This window comes from Pseudomonas sp., assembly GCF_030698175.1.
Classification (GTDB): domain Bacteria; phylum Pseudomonadota; class Gammaproteobacteria; order Pseudomonadales; family Pseudomonadaceae; genus Aquipseudomonas.
Genome location: NZ_JAUYNT010000025.1, coordinates 16,215 through 35,191 on the forward strand (window position 1 = coordinate 16,215; position 18,977 = coordinate 35,191).

Genomic DNA, 18,977 nt, shown 5'->3' on the forward strand with positions numbered 1-18,977 from the left:
GTTACAGGCGGGCTACGCCGAAGCTGTTGGTTTTAAGCGGCCGCACTGCGGCCTCGGCGCAAATGTCGAGCAAAAAGCCCAAGAGTTTGCGGGTGTCGCGGGGGTCGATCAGGCCGTCGTCCCACAGGCTGGCGGTGCCGTACAGCGCGGTGGCCTGGCTGTCGAGTTTCTGCGCGGTGACGGTTTCCAGCATGTCGAGCATTTTCGGGTCGGCTTCTTGGCCCATCTTCAGGTGCTTGTCCTCGGTGACGATGCGCAGCACCTTGCCGGCCTGGGCGCCGCCCATGACTGCAGTTTTGCTATTGGGCCAGGCGAAGATAAAGCGCGGGTCCAGGCCGCGACCGCACATGGCGTAGTTGCCGGCGCCGTAAGAGCCGCCGACCACTATGGTCAGCTTGGGCACGCTGCAATTGGCCACCGCTTGAATCAGCTTGGAGCCGTGTTTGATCACGCCGTTCTGCTCGGACTCGGTGCCGACCATGAAACCGGTGGTGTTGTGGAAGAACAGAATCGGCGTGTTGCTCTGCTCGCACAGCTGGATAAATTGCGCCGCCTTGACCGCGCCCCGTGGGGTGATGGGCCCGTTGTTGCCGATAAAGCCGCAGGGCTGGCCTTCGATGGCCAGGTGACCGCAGACGGTCTGACTGTCGAACTCGTTTTTAAAATCCAGAAAGCTCGAACCGTCGCCGATGCGGGCGACAATTTCGCGCACGTCATAGGGCTTCTTGGCGTCATTGGGGACTATGCCGAGCAACTCTTCAATCGCATACAACGGCTCTTGATAGCTGCGTTTGGCGCGCAGCGGCAGCTGCGCATTCCAGGGCAACATGCCGACTATCTCGCGGGCGATGCGCACCCCATCGGCGTCGTTTTCGGCCAGGTATTCGGCGGTGCCGGCGGTTTGTGCGTGCATCTCGGCGCCGCCCAATTCTTCATCGGTGGCCACCTCCCCGGTGGCGGCTTTCAGCAGCGGCGGGCCGGCGAGAAACAGCTTGGCCTTGCCGCGCACCACCACCACGTAATCCGACAAGCCCGGCTGGTAAGCCCCGCCGGCAGTAGAGGAGCCATGCACTACTGTGATTTGCGGCAGGCCCATGGCCGACATGCGCGCCTGATTGGCAAAGCCGCGGGCGCCTTCGACGAAGATCTCGGCGGCGTAGTTGAGGTTGGCGCCGCCGCTCTCGGCCAGGGTCACCATGGGTAATTTGTTTTCAGTGGCGATCTGCTGCAGGCGCAGGCATTTCTTCAGGCCAGAGGGCGAGATGGTGCCGCCTTTGATCGCGCTGTTATTGGCGATCACCATGCAGCGCACGCCCTGGATATAGCCGATGCCGGCCACCAGGCCGCCGCCGGCCATGCTGCCGTCCTTGTCGTCGTGCAACTTGTAGCCGGCCAGTGAGGCCAGTTCCAGAAAGGGCGCGCCGGCGTCCAATAGCAGGTTCAGGCGTTCGCGGGGTAGCAACTGGCCGCGTTTCTCGAACTTGGCCTTGGCTTCAAATGCTTTGTTCAGCACCTGCTGCTCGACCGCGCGAAAGCCTTCGATAGTGGCCAGCATGGCCTCGCGGTTCTGGGCAAAGCCTAGGCTGTGGGCGTCGATTTCAGATTGAATGATGGGCATCAGCTCACTCCTGATCCTTCAATACGTCGGGCAAGTAAGCCCGGTGAAAGCCGTTGTAGGAGTGGCTGTTTTTCGCCTTGTGCAGCGGCCAGGCGCGGCTGCCCTGGGTGGCGGCGCCGTCGATACGCACTGTGTTGCCGCTGATAAAGCTGGCCCCCGGCGAGAGCAGGAAAATAATCGCCGCCGAGACTTCCGATTCGGTGCCGATGCGTTTCAGCGGCACATGTTCACGCAGGGTCGGGATCACCGCCTTGAACGCGCCCTCGTAGGTGTCCATGCCGCTGGAGGCGATCCAGCCCGGCGCCACGGCATTCACCCGCACGCCGGCGTAGCCCCATTCGAAGGCCGCGGTCTTGGTGAAGTTCTCCATGCCGGCACGCGCGGCACCGGAGTGGCCCATGCCGGGCATGCCGCCCCACATGTCGGCGAGCATATTGACGATGCTGCCGCCGTGTTTGCTCATGCTCTGGTTGAACACTTCGCGGGCCACCAGAAAGCCGCCGACCAGGTTGGTGCGCACCACCGTCTCGAAGCCTTTTTGGTTGATCGAGGCGAGCGGGGCGGGGTATTGGCCGCCGGCGTTATTGACCAGATGTTGAATAGGCCCGCGCTCGGCAATCACGGCGGCGACCATGGCTTTGACCGACTCTTCGTCGCGAATGTCGCAGACCTGAAAGCTGACGCTGCCGCCGTCTTCACGGATTTCACCGGCGGTGCTTTCCAGTTTTTCCAGCTTGCGCCCCACCAGCACCACATGGGCGCCGAGGGCGGCCAGCTCATGGGCGGTGCAACGGCCGATGCCGCTGCCGCCGCCGGTGATCAGAATTGTTTGGCCGTCGAACAGGCCGGCTTTGAAGATAGAGTCGTAGGTCATGTCGAATACGCGCCTTTTGTAGGGTGGGTTAGCCGCGAAGCGGCGTAACCCACCATGGATACGGCGCCTCATTACCGGCTCGGCTGAGGCTTTTCGGTGGGTTACGCCTGCGGCTAACCCACCCTAGGTTTCACAATTGCTCGGCGATGGCCTTGGGCACCGGCACCGGGAACTCCAACAGCTGTTGGGCGAAGGCCTTGCCCTGCGGGTCGATGCGCAGGCTGGCGACGCCGCCGCCGCCCAAGGCGTTCTCCAGTAAAAAATTCAAACTGTGGCTGGCGGGCAGGTACCAGCGGCTGACTTTGCTGGTCTGGCCGTCCAGTACATGCTGCATCCATTCGGCCACGGCGGCTTCGCTCAGCGCAGCGGCTATCCACGCCAGATATTCGGGCTTTCTGGCCATCACGCCGATATTGCTGTGGTTGCCTTTGTCGCCGGAGCGCGCCACCGCCAGCTTGATCAGCGGTACGCAGGCGTCGGCCTGACCTTGGGGCTGCGGCGCGGCTACGGCGTCGGTGACTTGGCTGACGGTAAAACACGCGAGGCTTGGTAGGCTGAGCGGATGGCGTTCGCCATTCAATTCAACTTCCAGGCTGCACTTGCCTTTGTCCGCCAGAAAGGAGAACAGCCGAATCACCGGGTACACCGTTGGCCGGCCGCCGACTATGCCGGTCAAGCCTGGGGCCATGCCGGTGGCGGCCTGGGCGATCTCGCGGGAAAAGAGGACCAGCGCTTCTTTTTTCGGGTGGCGCACGCCGAGCTTGATTATGACTTCGCGGCTATCGGCCCGACGGCCATGTGAACCATAGGTGGCCTCGCTGCCGAGCAGTTCGATATTGACCTCGGTGTACGGCCCCCAGCCACGGGCGATAAACAGTTCCTGAGTCTTGTTGATGATGGCCTGGCTGACCCGTTGGGCCTTTTTCACCGCGTCTATGCCGGCCATCAGGCAGCTGGCGGTGCAGCGAAAACCGTCCATATAGGTGGCGCTGACCTTGTAGTCGGCGCTCGGCGGCAGGCCACGGGCGCCTTTGAGGGCCACGCGATTGTCGCCGACCTGGCTCAGTTCGACCTGGGTAAAGTCGCAGACCACATCGGGCAAGAAGTAGGCCCGTGGGTCGCCGATCTCGTAGAGCATCTGCTCGCCGACCGTGAAGGGGCTGATCAGACCGCCGGAGCTGATCGGTTTGCTGACGATAAAGCCGCCATCGGCGCTCACTTCGATCAGCGGGAAGCCGATGTGCTCGTAATCCGGCACCGACTCCCAGTCGGTGAAGTTGCCACCGCTGCACTGGGCGCCGCATTCGATGATATGGCCGGCCAAAGCGGCCTGGGCCAGCTTGTCGTAGTCGTTCCAGGCCCAGTTAAATTCGTGCACCAAGGCGGCGCTAACTACCGCGCTGTCAACCACTCGACCGGTGATGACGATATCTGCGCCGAGCTTGAGTGCCTCGACTATGCCCGGCGCACCGAGATAGGCGTTTATCGACACGCACATGGGTGGCAAGGCGGCGCCGGTAAACATCTCCACTGTGCCGGCTTTGGCCAGCTCGCCCAGCTTGGGCTGCAAATTATCGCCATGCAGCACGGCGATCTTCAGGTTCACCCCGGCTTTGTCACAGGCCGCCGCCAGGGCTTTGGCGCAAGCCGTCGGGTTAACTCCGCCGGCGTTGCTGATTACGCGAATCTTTTTGGCCGCGATCTCGCCCAACAGCGGGCTCAGCACTTCAATAAAGTCGCTGGCGTAGCCGGCATCCGGCTGCTTCATACGGCTGCCTGCCATGATCGACATGGTCACTTCGGCCAGGTAGTCGAACACCAGATAATCCAGCTCGGCGCCCTGTACCAGCTGGGCGGCGGCGGTGGAGGTGTCGCCCCAGAAGGCGGAGGCGCAGCCGATACGTACTGTTTGGGTCATTGGAATGGTCCGCAACGCAGTGAGGGGATGAATTGGAGCTTACCAAGCAAGCGCTTGGTTGAAAAGATCAAAATACTAGTTTTCCCCAAGCGCTTGCTTGGTTTGCCCGCTGAGCCTAAATTTAATCAATAATGACAAGCACTTGCCGCCGTCTTGGGTTTAACCAGGCACATCGCCGATGTGTAGATCGGGCAAGGGCTATGAATGATTTTGGGAGTGGCAGGCGTGAATGAACAAAAAGCCCAAGAGGTAATGTTGGCCCTGGTGGCCAGCGGAGAGGTCACCGATGCGCAGAGTGCGCGGGGCAAATTGTTGCAAACCGCGGCGCATTTGTTTCGCAGCAAAGGCTTTGATCGCACTACGGTGCGCGATCTGGCCAGCGCGGTGGGCATCCAGTCGGGGAGCATTTTTCATCACTTTAAAAGCAAGGATGAAATCCTCCGCTCGGTGATGGAGGAAACCATTATCTACAACACCGCCTTGATGCGCGCCGCCTTGACGGATGCCGGCAACCAGCGCGAGCGGGTGCTGGCGCTGATTCGCTGCGAGTTGCAGTCAATCATGGGCGGCACTGGCGAGGCCATGGCGGTACTGGTCTACGAATGGCGGGCGCTCTCGCCCGAGGGCAAGTCTTATATTTTGGCGCTGCGCGATAACTACGAGCAGATCTGGCTGGACGTGCTCGAGGAGGCCAAGGCAGCTGGATATTTTCAGGCCGAGACCTTTATTTTACGGCGCTTACTGGCCGGGGCGCTGTCCTGGACCACAACCTGGTTTCGTCCCGATGGCTCGTTGAGCCTGGATCAATTGGCCGAGCAGGCGCTGTTGCTGGTGGTCAAAGGGCCTGAATAAGGCTGTGGAAACCACGCTGCTGGGTTCTGTGGGGTTAAAAGCTGACTGCTTTAGCGGTTTTTTTGATTTGAAGGCAAAGTGCCAGTATGTGTTGCGAGATTCTTCGCATACACTCCAGCCCATAAGGGACTTTCTAGGGGTGGCTGTGGTGCGTGTTGTTCATTGCCTGGTGCTGTTTGCACTCAGTTGCTGTGCCGCGCAATCGGTATGGGCGGCGCAATTGATTAAGGTCGGTGCCTACAACTATCCACCTTATGTGCTCAAGGCGGAAAGCGAGCAGCCGCAAGGCCTGCTGCCCGATTTATTGGCCGTCTTAAACCAGCAACAAAACGACTATCACTTCGAGTTGGTGCCCACCTCGGTCACCCGCCGTTATCGTGACTTTCAAAATGCCCGGTTTGACATCATCTTGTTCGAATCAGCCGCTTGGGGTTGGCAGGGCATCGCCCTGACTAACCTCGATCTGCAGGTTGAGGATGCCGATATCTACGTGGCCAAGGCAGAGCCGGGGCGCACCCAAGCGTATTTCGAGCAGATCAAAGGCAAGCGTTTGGCGCTCTATACCGGCTATCACTATGGGTTTGCGAATTTTAATGCCGACCCTGAGTATTTGGCCCGTGAGTTCAACGCGATGCTCAACTACTCCCATGAGAGCAATCTGCTGATGGTGCAGCGCGGCCGCGCCGATATCACCGTGGTGACGCGCTCCTACCTGCATAGCTTTGAACGGACGTTCCCGGAGCAGCGGGCGCAGCTGTTGACCTCCAGCAAAGCCGACCAGATCTACCACCATGAGGCCCTGTTGCGCCCACAGGCGCCGATCAGCAGCGCCACCCTCGGGGCCTTGCTGCAACAACTGCGTAGCCAAGGCCTGTTGAGCAAACTGTACGTGCAGTACCAATTGCGCCCACTGGGCTCTATCGCCCAGCACTAAATGTAGGGTGGGCTGAAGCCCACCCAAAATCGACGTTCAACACATCACGGGTACAGAGCCTTATTTAGGGCGCGACAAAGTAGCGTTCTAACAAGTCCGGGTCATCGAACTGGGCACGACCAACAAAGGCTGTGGCGTGTTGCCCCCATTGGCGCATGGCCCCCGGCGATACCACCCCCGATGGCCATAGCAGCCAACGCTCCAAACGTTCAGTCCCGCTTACCAAACCCTCGTCGTCGTAGAGGCTGCGCCGTCCTTGTGGGTGGGCCAGTTGCCGCAGTGCGTTCAGGGGGCGCTGTTGATAGCTCATAGCCGGGTAGGGCGAGCGCCGGTCGTCGACACTCAGCAGGCTATGTTCGCCGGCACTCAGCCACAGGGTTGGCGCCTGGTCGCCAGTGCTGTCGATGCGGCGCACGCTGCGCGGTTCCAGCTCGCTCGGTTGCGGCATTGGCTCACGGGCCTGCCAGGGCGAGTCGGCGGGCAGAAAGAAGTTCTGCCAACAGCCGCAAGGATGAATGCTGTCGTACAGCAGCGCGCCCCCCTGCTCATCGAGAGTCACGCGCCAGAGCAAACCATCCAGTTCACCGCCATACAGATCCCAGGGCCGCGGCTTGGGCCTGTGGCTGAACCAGAACTGGTAGATCAGCTGTAAATGCCAGCGGCCGTTGAGCCTGCTCCAGCCGATCTGCTCAAACACTTGGGTTGCTTGCCGGTCGAAATCGCGCTGCCCGTTGGCCGTAAACACCGGGCTACCGAGACGATCAGCGCGGCTGGCTTGCTCGACTTTCAGCCAGGGCGCATGGCGGGCAAACAGCGCCGCCAGTTGCTGCGGATCGGCCTGCGGCAGGCCCAAGGCATCAATGCTCTGCCGCGACGCAAGTGTTGGCGCGCCCGGCAGCGGCTGATAGCCAAGCCAGCGGGCGCTGTCCCGCGGCGCCGGGGCCTGCTCGCTGGCCAGCTGCGCGCGAACAATCAGTTGCCGGTAGAGCGGTTTGAGCAATGGATAAAGCCCCAGCACTCGTGCCCAGCCACGGTAAGCATCAGGCTGCTGCGCGGCCGCTACCGCCCGCTGAAAGTCGTCCGGCTGCTCGAGCAATTGCTGGCGTTGGCTGTCACGGCAACTTTGCAGTTGCTCTTGGCGCGCCGCACTGCGCCAGTGTCGCGTCACCGCCGGCGCTAAATTACCCAGCTCAATATTGCTGGCCTCGATATCGCGTTCGGCCAAACGTTGTAACCACAGGCTGCGCTGTGCACGGCTGTGCGCCGTGGGGCCAAGGGCGGCCAGCACGCGGTCGCTGCGCAGGCCAACAAAACCGTTTAAGGGCTGGTACTGCGCGTCGTGGCTGGTTGCGCTAGCAACCTCGCGCGCGGCAAACAACGCGGCGCAGTCAGTGCCGGTGCTGGGTAGTTGCTGGGCACAGCCGGTTAGCCATAAAGCGGCGGCGAGGCTAGCGGTCGTGCGCGTCTTTGGCATCCGCTTCGGCATTGCGTGCATGGATACGGCGCAGTTGTTCGTCGGTTAAAGGTAAAGGCTGGGCGCTATCGCGCAGCAATAACAAACCGCCGACGATAGAGCCGATGGCCAGTAGCATTATCAGCCAGGCATACCAAGGCATGGTCGTTCTCCTGAGGGTTGTGTGTAACTCCACCATACGCCGCCTCAAGCCCGCGGCCCAGCCGCAAATGTCGCGCTGCGGGGGCTAGAGGTAGTCGATCAGGATGTCGTCGTAGCGCGTCTTGCCGGAGATTCCCGGCGTCTGGCGGATTCGATCTATGGCTTTTTGCAGTTCTTGGACCTTCTCATCGCTGACCTGCGGATTGAAGGCGTACCACAGCTCACCCGCTTGCAGTAGATAGATACTTTCGAAGTCGTCGGGGTCTAAATCTGCGTTGCGCAGGAACCAGTGCGCAACCGTTTCATTGGTAGCCCAAAGATCGATACGCCCGGCCTGTAACTGTTGCACCAAGGCGTCGGAGTTGGCCGCGAGGTTCAATTGGCTGTCTTGCGCGCCCAGGCTGCGAACCAATTGTTCGCCAACGTCGTCGCGAATGCTGCCGATTCGATAGCGCTGCAAATCGGTGACCGCATCAATGCGGAGGGCGCGGGATTTTTTGGCCAGTAACACGACCCGGCTGCTGGCAATAGGCCCGGCCCATTTAAAGAGCTTTTCGCGTTCGGCGGTGCGGGTGGTGGAGAACAATACGTGGTTGGGTTTTTTCAGTGTGCTGCGGTAGCTGCGCGCCCAAGGCATCAGGCGGATGTGACTGCGCAGTACCGGCTGCGCGGTCTGCTGGCTGGCGAGCACTAAAAGATCCACGGCAATGCCGCGCAAAATATTGTTATCGCTGAAGTTGTAGGGTGGGTAGTCCTCGGTGACGTAGATCAGTGTCTCGTCTGCCCTGACCTGAACGCTGCCACTGAGCAGTAGTAGTGCCCAACAAAAACGAATGCAATAGCCCATGGCCAGGCTCTCCGTGTGCGGCGCATTGGCGAATACGCTGAAACCAATATAGCTGAGGCTTTTAGCACTCGTGGATTCAGCGTGGCTGAGCATGCAGGCTGCTGGGTTAGGCTCTGTAGGGCCGTGGCTGGGAAAAATCGCCAATGTCATCTGACCGAAACTTGGCGCTGGTTCAATGCGGTTCCAGTCTTAGTCGCCCGGATTGCCTATGAACACCGCTCCTGCGCTCGCCCAGTTGCTTCGTGCTGTGCAACCTTTGTCCGTCAACACCAGCATCAGTGAGGTGGCCGAGTGCTTTTTGCTGGCGGCGCACAGCAGCTTTTTGTCGTTACCGCTGGTTGATGAGCAAGGCCGGCCATCGGGCTTGGTCAGCCGTTATGCGCTGCAGAATATTTTTATGCAGCGCTTTGGTCGTGATCTCTGGGGTAATAAGCCGGTTAGCGAGGTGATGAACCCGCAGCCCTTGCTGGTGCGCCTGGATACCAGCCTAGAAGAAGCGGCCCGGCAAATTACCGCGCAGTTGCAATCGCCGATTCGTGACGATTTTATGCTGATCGATGCCCAAGGCCGGTATTGCGGCCTGGGCACTGTGTTGGATGTGCTCAAAGCCATGGAGAGCCGCGTCGGCCAACGCAATCGCGTGCTGCGCCAAGCCTTGGTCGACCTTAAAGAGTCGCAAGTGCAGCTGGTGCAGTCGGAGAAAATGGCCTCCCTTGGGCAGATGGTCGCCGGCGTCGCCCATGAGCTGAACACCCCGCTGGGCTATGTCACCAACAACGTGCAGTTGCTGCGTGAGCTGAGCCTGCCGCTGTTGCAGTTGGCCACGGCGCAGGCCGAGTTGGCCGATTGTTTGGCCGACCCCAGCTGCGACGAGCCGCGCTTGGCCGCAGCGCTGGACTCGGCGGCCACTAGCCGCGCGCAAGCCGCCCCGGAACTGCTGGCCGAAGACCTGCAACAGTTGTTTGCCGACACCGGTTATGGCCTCGGACAGATCGCAGAATTAGTGGTTGGCCTGAAGGATTTTGCCCGGCTGGACCGCGCCATGAGCGAGGAGGTTGACCTTAACGACTGCATCCGCAGCGCCTTGCTGATCGCCCGCAACAACATCAAGGATAAGGCCGAGGTGTTGCAACAGCTCGGTGAGTTGCCGGCCATCGCCTGCGCGGCGTCGCAGATCAATCAGGTGCTGCTCAATCTATTGAATAACGCCGCGCAAGCCATCGACGGTTTCGGCCGGATTCAGGTGAAAACCTGGGCCGAAGCCGACTACGTGCTGATCTCCATTGAGGACAGTGGCCGTGGCATGTCGGCGGCGGTGCAGAAGCGGATTTTTGATCCGTTCTTCACCACCAAGCCGGTGGGCGAGGGCACCGGTTTGGGCTTGTCGATCAGTTTTAAAATCATTCAGGACCACGGCGGCACTATTCGCGTGGCCTCGGTGCTGGGGCGCGGCACGCGCTTCGTGCTGCGCTTGCCACGGCGCCAAGCTGACCAGCTGAAAAGGAGCGCTTGAACATGAGTGAGCGAATTCGCATCCTCTTCGTCGATGACGAAGAGCGCATTTTGCGCAGCCTCGCCCTGCAGTTTCGCCGTGAGTACGAGGTGCTCACCGAAAGCGATCCGCACCGCGCCCTCGAGCGGCTGAAGAGCGAAACCGTGCATGTATTGGTCAGCGATCAGCGGATGCCCGGCATGAGCGGCGCCGAGTTGCTGGCGGCGGCGCAACAAATCGCCCCGCAAACGTTGCGAATTTTGCTCACCGGCTATTCGGACCTGGATGCGGCGGTGGCGGCGCTCAACGATGGCGGCATTTTCCGCTATCTGACCAAGCCCTGGGACGCCCAGGAGATGGCCTTTACCTTGCGCCAAGCCGGCGAGTTGGCGTTGCGTCAAGTACCGGCCACGGCCGCAGTGCTTGAGTCGCCGGTGCCGGCCGAGACGGCGCTGAAGCTGTTATTGCTCGATGACGATCCGCAAACCCTGGCGGTGGTTGCCGAGTTTTGCGTGGCCGGTGGCCATCGCCTGCTGCGTGCGGCCAATCTGGCTGAGGCGTTGCAGTTTCTTAATCAAGAGTCGATTGATCTGCTGGTCAGCGACCTGAAACTGGCCGGCGAGAACACCGTCCCCTTGCTCAAGACCCTGGCGCGGCTGCACCCGCGTTTGCTCAGTTTGGTGGTTACGCCGTTTCAAGATACCCAGGCGCTGCTCAAGCTGATCAACGAGGCGCAGATCTTCCGTTATCTGCCCAAGCCGATCCGCAAAGGTCTGTTCGACAAAGGCCTGCAGGCGGCGGCAGCGCAAGCCTTGCTGTTGCGCAGTCAGCCGACTGAGCGGGTGGTGCGCTTGCCGACGGCGCCGCGCGATGAGCGTGAACGGGAGAAAGTTGGCAGCCTGCTGGGCATGCTCGGGCGCTTGCGCGAGCGCTTAAGCGCCTAATCCAGTCTGGGTGAAAACTACTGCGCTCGGTTATGCGGCCTGAATCTCAGGCCTATTCAGATGCGCTGAAGAACGCCGCCAGGCGGCTGCGCATGGCCACATTCAAGCGGCAGCGGATAAATTTACCGTCGCGCTGCACCTCAATCAGACCGGCGTTGACCAGCTCCTTAAGGTGATGGGACACCGTCGGCGCGCCGATCTCCAGGCGATCAATCAGGTCGCCGAGGCGGCAATGGGCGACGCTGGTTTCTTCTTGCGCCAACAGGTCGAGGTACATCGCCAAACGGTTGGGCGCGGCCAAGGCTTTAAAGGCCTTGGCCAGTTGCTCGCGTTCGATTGCGCTTGGGTTGCTCATGGGGCTATCCACAGATTGATCGGGTGGATTGTGACATATTTCGACAATTCTACAGTTTGACAACTATCGAATCGTTTTTTATGGTGACCGCACTTACCGGCCCTGTGCCGCTCGCTTAACCGCGCGCAGTAGCTTACACAGCCGCTGCCTGGCCCACCCTGGAGACATTCTATGAACAGCCCGCAAGCCCTGCTGCAGCAGCCCTTGAGCCTGCCCAATGGCAGCCAGCTGAAGAACCGTTTGGCCAAGTCCGCCATGAGTGAGGCGCTGGGTACCACCGACAATCATCCGACCGAGGCGCTGGTGCGGCTGTACGGGCGCTGGGCGGCGGGTGGCAGCGGTTTGCTGATTACCGGTAACGCCATGATCGACCGCCGTGCCCTCGGTGAACCGAACAACGTGGTGATCGAGGATGAGGCCGACTTGCCCTTGCTGCGCCGTTGGGCCGAGGCCGGGCAGGCCACGGGTGCGCAGATCTGGGTGCAGCTGAATCACCCCGGCCGGCAGTCGCCCAAGGGCTTGAATGCCGAGAACGTCGCCCCGTCGGCGGTGCCTTTTAATCAGGCGCTGCAGCCGTTTTTTGCCGCTCCACGGGCGTTGACCGAGGCCGAAATAGTCGAGCTGATTCAGCGCTTCGCCCGCTCCGCCGCGGTGGTTAAAAGTGCCGGTTTTAGCGGCGTGCAGATTCACGGCGCCCATGGTTATCTGGTCAGCCAGTTTCTCTCACCCTTGACCAACCAGCGCGACGATCAGTGGGGCGGCAACGCCGAGAACCGTCGGCGTTTTGTTCTGGAGCTGTTCAAGGCGATTCGCGCCGAGGTAGGCGCCGATTTCCCGATTGGGATCAAACTCAACTCGGCGGATTTCCAGCGCGGCGGCTTTACCGAAGAGGAATCCCTGGAGGTGATAGTGGCGCTGCAAGCCGCCGGCATCGATCTGGTCGAACTGTCTGGTGGTACCTACGAGGCGCCGGCCATGAGCGACAGCGGTAAGCATAAAGCCAGCAGCCTGGCCCGCGAGGCGTACTTTTTGGAGTTTGCCGAGAAGGTCCGCGCGGCGGTCAAGGTACCGCTGATGGTCACCGGTGGTTTTCGCAGCGTCGGCGGCATGAATGCAGCACTCGAAAGCGGTGCCCTGGACCTGGTCGGCATCGCCCGTGGCATGGCCATAGAACCGGACTTGCCGCTGCGCCTGTTGGCCGGCCAGGAACCCGAGCATGCGGTGCGACCGATTCGCACCGGCATCAAAGCCATCGACCGCATGGCCCTGATGGAAGTGGTGTGGTACTCGCGCCAGCTACGGCGCCTGGCCATAGGCCAAGCACCGAAACCCAATGAGTCGGGGCTCTGGTCGTTCTGCGCCAACCTCGTACACAACGGCCTGGGCACCTGGAGGACCCGTCGTTTGCGCGCTTAAGGGCGAGGTGCCCGTTATGCGTTGATCGCTATTAACCGTTGGCAAACCGCCCGTAGGATGTGGTGGAGCGTAGCGATACCCATCACGTTGATTGCTATCGACACTCGATGGGTATCGCAAGCTCAACCCATCCTACAAAGGGCTACGACGCTGCACACCTAACTGCGACATCGCCAAACAAAAAGCCCGGCTACTTGAGCCGGGCTTTTTGTTCACCGCGTTTTCAGCAGGCGCGCTCGACCTGTGCGTCGAGGCCGTCGATACAGTCCTTCATCTGTTGCCAGCATTGGCTCATCAAGGTCGGCAGATCATCCAGGCTCAGGCCGCTGGTGGGAATCGCTGGCAGCGAGCGAATCATGATGGTGCCGCCGTGCCAGCGATTGAGCCGCATATGCTTAACGTAGGTGCTGCAGCACACCTGCACGATGGGCACGCCGGCGGCAATCGCCATCTGAAAAGCACCTTTCTTGAACGGCAGCAGACCCTTGCCAAGGTTGCGGGTGCCCTCGGCAAACACCCAAATCGAGGTGTCCTTGTGCTGCAGGGTGTCGGTGGTGGTGAGCATGGCTTGTTTGGCTTGCGTCGCGTTGCCACGGTCGATCAGTACATTGCCGGCCAGCCAAAACAGTTGGCCGAAGAACGGCACCCATTTAAGGCTTTTCTTGCCCAGGCAAACGGTGCGCTCAGGTACCACGCCGCCGACCACGAACAGGTCATAGTTGGACTGATGGTTGGCGATGATCACCGCGCCGCGCACATGCTCGCGCAAGCTCTGGGTGTCGGTTTCGACCTTTAAACCCAGAATCCACATCGCCGGGCGCGAATACATCAGCGCACACAAGCGGCTGTTATCGGGGTTAAACGGGCGACACAGGCCCAGCAAGATGCCGAGTACGCCTGCCACAACAAAGTGCAGAGTCAGCAGCAGCATGCGCAGAAGAAAAAGCATCGAAAGGTCCGTCGCGGATTAAGGGCTGCGCAGTGTACGGATGTGCACTGCGCAGGGCAATTAAACCGCCACGCCGGCCATCTGAAGGAGCGCGGGGTAATGCGCGGCCTACGCGATAGAGGTACGAGCGGAGGTAGGGTGGACTCAGGAGGAGCGAACAGTCCGCCATTGCGCATTCGGCCTTCAACCCATAACGGATACATAACCCATAAAAAACCCGGCTGCTTAGGCCGGGTTCTGGGTGTGCACCGCGGTTAATCAGCTCAGTGCGTGCAGCTTGTCCGACTCGATGGCCGCATCCAGCGTTTCCAGCAAGGTCTTGCGCACTTTCAGCTTGGTGTTCCGGTGCGCGGTCATGTTGACCTTCTTCATCTGCTGAGCCACGGCTTGGGCGCTGGCCAGCAGTGCTTCCGGTGCCACCACTTGGTCGAGGAAGCCGGCGTTAAGCGCGCCTGCCGGGTTAAACATCTCACCATTGATAACCGAGCGCTGGAAAGCCGAGTTGCTCAGGCGATCACGGGCCAGCTCGATGCCGACGTTGTGCATGGTCATGCCGATCAGCACTTCATTCAGACCGATGCTGAACGGGCCTTCAACGCCAATCCGATAGTCCGCCGAGAGCAGAATAAACGCGCCCTTAGCCACCGCATGGCCGCTGCACGCGACTATGATCGGGAACGGGTGGGCCAACATCCGGCGCGCCAGGGTAGAGCCGGCAGCCACCAGGTTAATGGCGTTCTCGGGGCCGGAGGTCATCACCTTCAAGTCATAACCGCCGGACAAAATCCCCGGCTGGCCGGTGATAATCACAATCGCCCGATCCTGCACGGCTTGGTCCAGCGCGGCGTTAAAGGCCGCGATAACGTCCGGGGAAATGGCGTTGACCTTGCCGTTGCTCAGGGTCAGGGTGGCGATGCCATCTTCGAGTTGGTAAGTAATCAGTTCGCTCATTACAGGGCTCCTTAGCGTGGTGTGGCGCAGACCTTACCGACCTGTGCCGGCCAGGTAAAGCCTAGCGGCGGATTGGCCGCTCTAACCCGCTGCTCAAACCCCAGCGCCGAGCGCTTTACGCCTCGCCGGCAGGCCCGCGCACCGCCGGCTTGGCGCCATAACAATATGAATCGCCTGAAAAAACCTTTTGCCTTAAAGATCTCCTTCGACTACATTAGCGCGCCTCGACAGACCAGCTTTGTCGAGTACGGTGAAGTGTCCGAGCGGCTTAAGGAGCACGCCTGGAAAGTGTGTATACGAGAAATCGTATCGAGAGTTCGAATCTCTCCTTCACCGCCATCTTCAGAAAAGCCCCTGGAAGTTACGCTTCCAGGGGCTTTTTGCATTCTGGCTACGGTCGATATCTAAGCAGTGCAGAAAAATCAGGCATCAGTCGTAGTGAGACCACAGACGTAGGATTTTCACTACCTGCTCTTCCTGCAGCACCTGATAGACCAGCCGATGCTGAATATTGATGCGCCGCGAGTAAGCCTCTGCCAGATCACCGATCAGCTTTTCATAAGGTGGCGGGTTTTGCAGCGGGTTGGCCCGCACCACCTCAAGCAAGGCTTTGGCTTTTTCCTTTAAGCCAGCAGCGGCCAGCTTTTGCGCGTCTTTCTGGGCTTGCTTGGTGTAGGCAAGTTCCCAAGTCACCAGTCCAGCTCCTTGGCGCACTCGTCAACCGGCTCAGCCATGCCAGCTTTGATTGATTCGCGCATACCGGGTACGGACAACAGGTACAGAGTTTCCTGAATCGCTTGCCAATCCTCAGCCGAAATGAGGACGGAGTTAGTGCGCTTGCCAGAAATCAAAATTGGCTGATGCGACTCGGCTGATTGATCCATGAGCCGGTACAGGTTGGTGCGGGCTTCGCTGGCGGTAAGGGTTTGCATGGTGGATAAGCCTCCTAAAAAACAGGCGCGGGTGCATAGGTGTAAAATCGTACGCCAAAACGTACGAATTGTTAAGGCGTATCGTTGCTAAGCGGATTCAGGCGCACATCTGCAGGTGATCTGGCGATAAGTGTGCCGCAGTACATGTGTTGATTGGCCTGCAGGCAGCTTGATGAATGTGGTTGCAAATTGCAGAAGTCGGCCGATTGTGGGCCAGGGAAGGAGGTCGCATTGCCGGTAGCCGATGGGTTTCGCTGCTCATAGCACTGTGATGACGAGAAAAGGGGACGACGAGAAAAGGGGACGGATTTATTTTTGCTTTCGTCATTCCGGGCTAAATAAATTTGTCCTTTTTCCTTTTCACTTGGCTAACCCCGCTCCATCCCCTCAACCATGGCTTTAATCTTCACGGCCTTCTCGAAGTGATCCAGTTGGTGGGTTTGTATCCACCACTGGGCGGCTTCCATCAGCAGTTGCGGGTTGTCATTTTTGTTGGCGAAAAACGCGTAGAAGGACAGGCCGACATTTGGCCCCTTGCTGTGGATTTTGTCGTTGCAGACCCGGATGATTTTTTGCCTTAGGGCTTCTTGCATGCTGGCTTCGCTGTCAGTCAGGAGGGCTCAGCTTACTCGCACTGTGGGTGCGAGGGCTGGGCGCGACCCGAAGTAGCGGCGTTAGAGGTGAAAGCCACCGTCAATCGGGATGATGGCGCCGGTGATGTAGGCGCCGGCGGTGCTGGCCAGGCTGACGGCGAGGGCGCTCATTTCGTCTTCGCGGCCCCAACGTTGCATGGGGATGTGGGCGGTGTCTTCGGCGAGGGCGGCGGCATCCTGGGCGATAAATTGGGTCATTTTGCTCGGGAAGCGCCCTGGGGCTATGACGTTGACGTTGATCTGTTGGCTCACCAGCTCTTTGGCCAGCATCCGCGACAACTGGTGCAGGGCTGCTTTGCTCGGGCCGTAGGCGTAGGCCTGTTCGCTCATGGCGCTGATGCCGGCCACCGAGCCGATATTGATCACCCGCGCCGGGCTTTGCGACGAGCCGGCTTTGCGTAGCAGCGGCAGCAGTTGCTGGATGCAGCTGAATACCGAGGTGACGTTGAGCTGCATGACTTTTTCCCAGCCTTTTACCGGGTAGCTCTCCAGTGGCGCGCCCCAGGTGGTGCCGGCGTTGTTGACCAGAATATCCAGTTGGTCGATTTTGCCCGCCAGCTCAATGGCCAGCGCCCTGGCGCCTTCTTCGGTGGAGAGGTCGGCGGCTATCCACTGACAGTCGCCCAGCGCTGCCAGTTCGGCGGCCACCTCGGCGCAGCTTTGGGCGTTACGGGCGCAGATAAACACCCGCGCGCCGGCTTCGAGAAAACCACGGGCAATCATCTTGCCGATGCCACGGGTGCCGCCGGTAACCAGCGCGGTACGGCCTTGTAGGCTGAAATAAGGGTGCATGTGCAACTCCCAGGGAGTGGATGGGCCAAGCCATTACCCTAGCGAGCTTGGCGCCGCGACTAAAGCCCGGCGCTGGCTTATTGAGCGGCGGAATAGGCGGCTATTCAAACGCGTTGGCGATCTCGATCGCCAAACGTTCCGCGGCATTTCCGGCTTGCTGCAAGGACTGACGAACGCGCTCGTCGGCGAACTCGTCGTATTCCACCGCCAGCGACTGCACCTCGGTGATGCCGATATAACCGAAAGCCGTGCGCAGGTGTGGCTCAACATGATTCATCTGGGCGATGCGCTGGCCGGGCTCGTATCCGTAATCGCCGCGCGCGCTCAGGGTGACCAGGCGTTTGCCTTGCAGCAGCGGCCAGTACGGGTCGCCAGAACGGCTACGGTCGAAACCGAAGGTGCGCCCGACCCGCACGATATTGTCGATATAGGCCTTCATCGGCGCGGGCATACCGAAGTTGTACATGGGCACCCCGGCCACGATGATGTCGGCGCTTTCCAGCTCATCTACCAGCGCATCGCTTTCGCGCAGCACCTCGTGCATCGCGGCGCTGCGCCGCTCGGGCTGGGTAAAGGCGGCCGCGATCCAGTCGTGGCTCACGGGGGTGGGCGCTTGTGCGCCGACATCGCGAACTATCACCCGATCTCCTGGGCGCTGGGCCAGCCAAGCCTCGACGAAGCGTTTGGACAGCGTGCGGGTATGGGAACGGGTGAGGCGGGCGCTTGCATCGATATGCAGTAGGGTGGCCATGGCGGATATCCTGTTGCTGACTGTGGAAGCACAGGATCGCCTCGGCGCAGCGCCTTGACAAAGGTGCAATTCTCAGCGAATAGATGAGCTTAATTCAGCTATAAAACTCCCGGATGACCCATGCGCCAGCTGCCACCCCTGCCAGCCTTACGTGCCTTCGAGGCCGCCGCCCGCCACCTGAGCTTCAAGCGTGCGGCGCAGGAGCTGTGCGTCACGCCCACGGCGATCAGCCACCAGGTCCGCCAGCTGGAGGAAGCCCTGGGCCTGCAGCTGTTCGAGCGGCGCACACGGCAGGTGTTGATGACGGTCGAGGCGCAATTGCTCTACCCGGTGCTGCGCGATGGTTTCGATGCCTTCGCTCGTGTGCTGGATGGCTTGAACCAGCAGCGCGGCCGCGCCGCCGTCACCCTCAGCGCGACGCGGGCCTTCTGTGGGCACTGGCTATTGCCGCGGTTAGCCAACTTCCAGCGCCTGTACCCCGAGATCGATCTGCGCCTGCAGGCGACCGATGAGCCGGTCAGCCTGGCGGCTGGCGAGGCCGACCTGGCGATCCGCTATGCAGCTGGGCCTTTTCCCGGGCTGTTGGCCGAGGTATTGCTCGCCGACCGCTTCGCTCCGGTGGCGCATCCTAGCTTGGGCCTGTGCACGGCCGCGGACCTGGCCGCGACCCGGCTGATTCATTACGACTGGACGCGGGCGAGTGCCGAACAACCCACCTGGGCGCGCTGGTTCGACCTGGCCAAGCGCGAGGCACCGCCCATGGCCGGCAGCCTGCACTTCAGCGATGAGAGTCATGCTATCCAGGCCGTACTGGCTGGCCAGGGAGTGGCCTTACTCAGCCTCTGCCTGGCGGCGGATGGATTGGCGCAGGGCAGTTTGGTGACGCCTTTCGGCCCGACGCTTGAAGGCCGTGCCTACCATCTGCTGCAAGCCGCCGAGCGTCAGCAGACGCCGGCGATCGCCGCGGTACGGGATTGGTTGTTGGCCGAGTGCGGGGCAGTGGTGGTTAGCGGCTGAGGCCCGGTCGATGGCGATAACTCCCCGGTGCGAACGGTTGCCCGCTCGCGCCAAGCGCACGTCTGGC

20 protein-coding genes and 1 tRNA gene are annotated in these 18,977 nt (G+C 60.8%); 7 read left to right on the forward strand and 14 right to left on the reverse strand.

Annotated features, from left to right (window positions below; genetic code table 11):
* Position 1: 1 nt before the first annotated feature.
* From atuC to Q8R10_RS12920, 3 genes are all read right to left on the reverse strand, one after another.
* Positions 2-1,618, reverse strand: coding sequence for a geranyl-CoA carboxylase subunit beta (gene atuC, locus Q8R10_RS12910; RefSeq protein WP_305654239.1), 1,617 nt, complete (start codon positions 1,616-1,618; stop codon positions 2-4).
* Positions 1,619-1,622: 4 nt separating this feature from the next.
* A complete protein-coding gene (locus tag Q8R10_RS12915; RefSeq protein ID WP_305654240.1) occupies positions 1,623-2,492 on the reverse strand; it encodes an SDR family oxidoreductase in 870 nt (289 codons plus the stop codon).
* A gap of 130 nt (positions 2,493-2,622) precedes the next feature.
* Positions 2,623-4,410: an acyclic terpene utilization AtuA family protein gene (locus Q8R10_RS12920; RefSeq protein ID WP_305654241.1), complete on the reverse strand. Its 1,788-nt coding sequence runs from the start codon at positions 4,408-4,410 to the stop codon at positions 2,623-2,625.
* Positions 4,411-4,635: 225 nt separating this feature from the next.
* Here Q8R10_RS12920 and Q8R10_RS12925 point away from each other — a divergent pair, with 225 nt between their 5' ends.
* Positions 4,636-5,262, forward strand: coding sequence for a TetR/AcrR family transcriptional regulator (locus tag Q8R10_RS12925; protein WP_305654242.1), 627 nt, complete (start codon positions 4,636-4,638; stop codon positions 5,260-5,262).
* Positions 5,263-5,410: 148 nt separating this feature from the next.
* Positions 5,411-6,196, forward strand: a complete 786-nt coding sequence (locus Q8R10_RS12930; protein WP_305654243.1) for an ABC transporter substrate-binding protein — start codon at positions 5,411-5,413, stop codon at positions 6,194-6,196.
* 64 nt (positions 6,197-6,260) lie between these two features.
* Here Q8R10_RS12930 and Q8R10_RS12935 read toward each other — a convergent pair whose 3' ends face one another.
* From Q8R10_RS12935 to Q8R10_RS12945, 3 genes are all read right to left on the reverse strand, one after another.
* The gene (locus tag Q8R10_RS12935) at positions 6,261-7,670 is read right to left on the reverse strand and encodes a hypothetical protein (protein WP_305654244.1); all 1,410 of its coding nucleotides are present in this window, start codon (positions 7,668-7,670) and stop codon (positions 6,261-6,263) included.
* Positions 7,645-7,812, reverse strand: a complete 168-nt coding sequence (locus tag Q8R10_RS12940; RefSeq protein WP_305654245.1) for a DUF2897 family protein — start codon at positions 7,810-7,812, stop codon at positions 7,645-7,647. The genes Q8R10_RS12935 and Q8R10_RS12940 overlap by 26 nt, the downstream gene beginning before the upstream one ends.
* 84 nt (positions 7,813-7,896) lie before the next feature.
* Entirely contained in the window at positions 7,897-8,751 is an 855-nt protein-coding gene (locus tag Q8R10_RS12945) for an ABC transporter substrate-binding protein (protein ID WP_305654246.1), read from the reverse strand.
* 115 nt (positions 8,752-8,866) lie between these two features.
* On the opposite strand from Q8R10_RS12945, the gene Q8R10_RS12950 reads away from it, so the two are divergent.
* Positions 8,867-10,171, forward strand: coding sequence for an ATP-binding protein (locus Q8R10_RS12950; protein WP_305654247.1), 1,305 nt, complete (start codon positions 8,867-8,869; stop codon positions 10,169-10,171).
* 2 nt (positions 10,172-10,173) lie between these two features.
* Entirely contained in the window at positions 10,174-11,094 is a 921-nt protein-coding gene (locus Q8R10_RS12955) for a response regulator (protein ID WP_305654248.1), read from the forward strand.
* 52 nt (positions 11,095-11,146) lie between these two features.
* Here Q8R10_RS12955 and Q8R10_RS12960 read toward each other — a convergent pair whose 3' ends face one another.
* Positions 11,147-11,449 (reverse strand): helix-turn-helix transcriptional regulator, encoded by a 303-nt coding sequence (locus tag Q8R10_RS12960; RefSeq protein WP_305654249.1) that lies wholly within the window; start codon positions 11,447-11,449, stop codon positions 11,147-11,149.
* Between the two features lie 171 nt (positions 11,450-11,620).
* On the opposite strand from Q8R10_RS12960, the gene Q8R10_RS12965 reads away from it, so the two are divergent.
* The gene (locus Q8R10_RS12965; protein ID WP_305654250.1) at positions 11,621-12,865 is read left to right on the forward strand and encodes an NADH:flavin oxidoreductase/NADH oxidase family protein; all 1,245 of its coding nucleotides are present in this window, start codon (positions 11,621-11,623) and stop codon (positions 12,863-12,865) included.
* Positions 12,866-13,088: 223 nt separating this feature from the next.
* Here Q8R10_RS12965 and Q8R10_RS12970 read toward each other — a convergent pair whose 3' ends face one another.
* On the reverse strand, positions 13,089-13,814 hold the full coding sequence (locus Q8R10_RS12970) for a 1-acylglycerol-3-phosphate O-acyltransferase (RefSeq protein WP_305654251.1): 726 nt from the start codon (positions 13,812-13,814) through the stop codon (positions 13,089-13,091).
* A gap of 258 nt (positions 13,815-14,072) precedes the next feature.
* A complete protein-coding gene (locus Q8R10_RS12975; protein ID WP_305654252.1) occupies positions 14,073-14,765 on the reverse strand; it encodes a crotonase/enoyl-CoA hydratase family protein in 693 nt (230 codons plus the stop codon).
* A 249-nt stretch (positions 14,766-15,014) separates the two neighbouring features.
* Here Q8R10_RS12975 and Q8R10_RS12980 point away from each other — a divergent pair.
* Positions 15,015-15,104 (forward strand) — tRNA-Ser (locus Q8R10_RS12980).
* A 90-nt stretch (positions 15,105-15,194) separates the two neighbouring features.
* Here the strand turns inward: Q8R10_RS12980 and Q8R10_RS12985 are convergent.
* From Q8R10_RS12985 to Q8R10_RS13005, 5 genes are all read right to left on the reverse strand, one after another.
* Entirely contained in the window at positions 15,195-15,458 is a 264-nt protein-coding gene (locus Q8R10_RS12985; protein WP_305654253.1) for a Txe/YoeB family addiction module toxin, read from the reverse strand.
* Complete coding sequence (locus tag Q8R10_RS12990) at positions 15,455-15,697, reverse strand: type II toxin-antitoxin system Phd/YefM family antitoxin (RefSeq protein WP_305654254.1); 243 nt, start codon at positions 15,695-15,697, stop codon at positions 15,455-15,457. Before Q8R10_RS12990 ends, Q8R10_RS12985 begins: the two co-directional genes overlap by 4 nt.
* A 368-nt stretch (positions 15,698-16,065) precedes the next feature.
* Complete coding sequence (locus Q8R10_RS12995; RefSeq protein ID WP_305654255.1) at positions 16,066-16,290, reverse strand: DUF6500 family protein; 225 nt, start codon at positions 16,288-16,290, stop codon at positions 16,066-16,068.
* An 81-nt stretch (positions 16,291-16,371) separates the two neighbouring features.
* On the reverse strand, positions 16,372-17,142 hold the full coding sequence (locus Q8R10_RS13000) for an SDR family oxidoreductase (RefSeq protein WP_305654256.1): 771 nt from the start codon (positions 17,140-17,142) through the stop codon (positions 16,372-16,374).
* 100 nt (positions 17,143-17,242) lie between these two features.
* The gene (locus Q8R10_RS13005) at positions 17,243-17,893 is read right to left on the reverse strand and encodes an FMN-dependent NADH-azoreductase (RefSeq protein WP_305654257.1); all 651 of its coding nucleotides are present in this window, start codon (positions 17,891-17,893) and stop codon (positions 17,243-17,245) included.
* Positions 17,894-18,013: 120 nt separating this feature from the next.
* On the opposite strand from Q8R10_RS13005, the gene Q8R10_RS13010 reads away from it, so the two are divergent.
* Positions 18,014-18,910: a LysR substrate-binding domain-containing protein gene (locus tag Q8R10_RS13010; protein ID WP_305654258.1), complete on the forward strand. Its 897-nt coding sequence runs from the start codon at positions 18,014-18,016 to the stop codon at positions 18,908-18,910.
* The last annotated feature ends 67 nt before the right edge of the window (positions 18,911-18,977 follow it).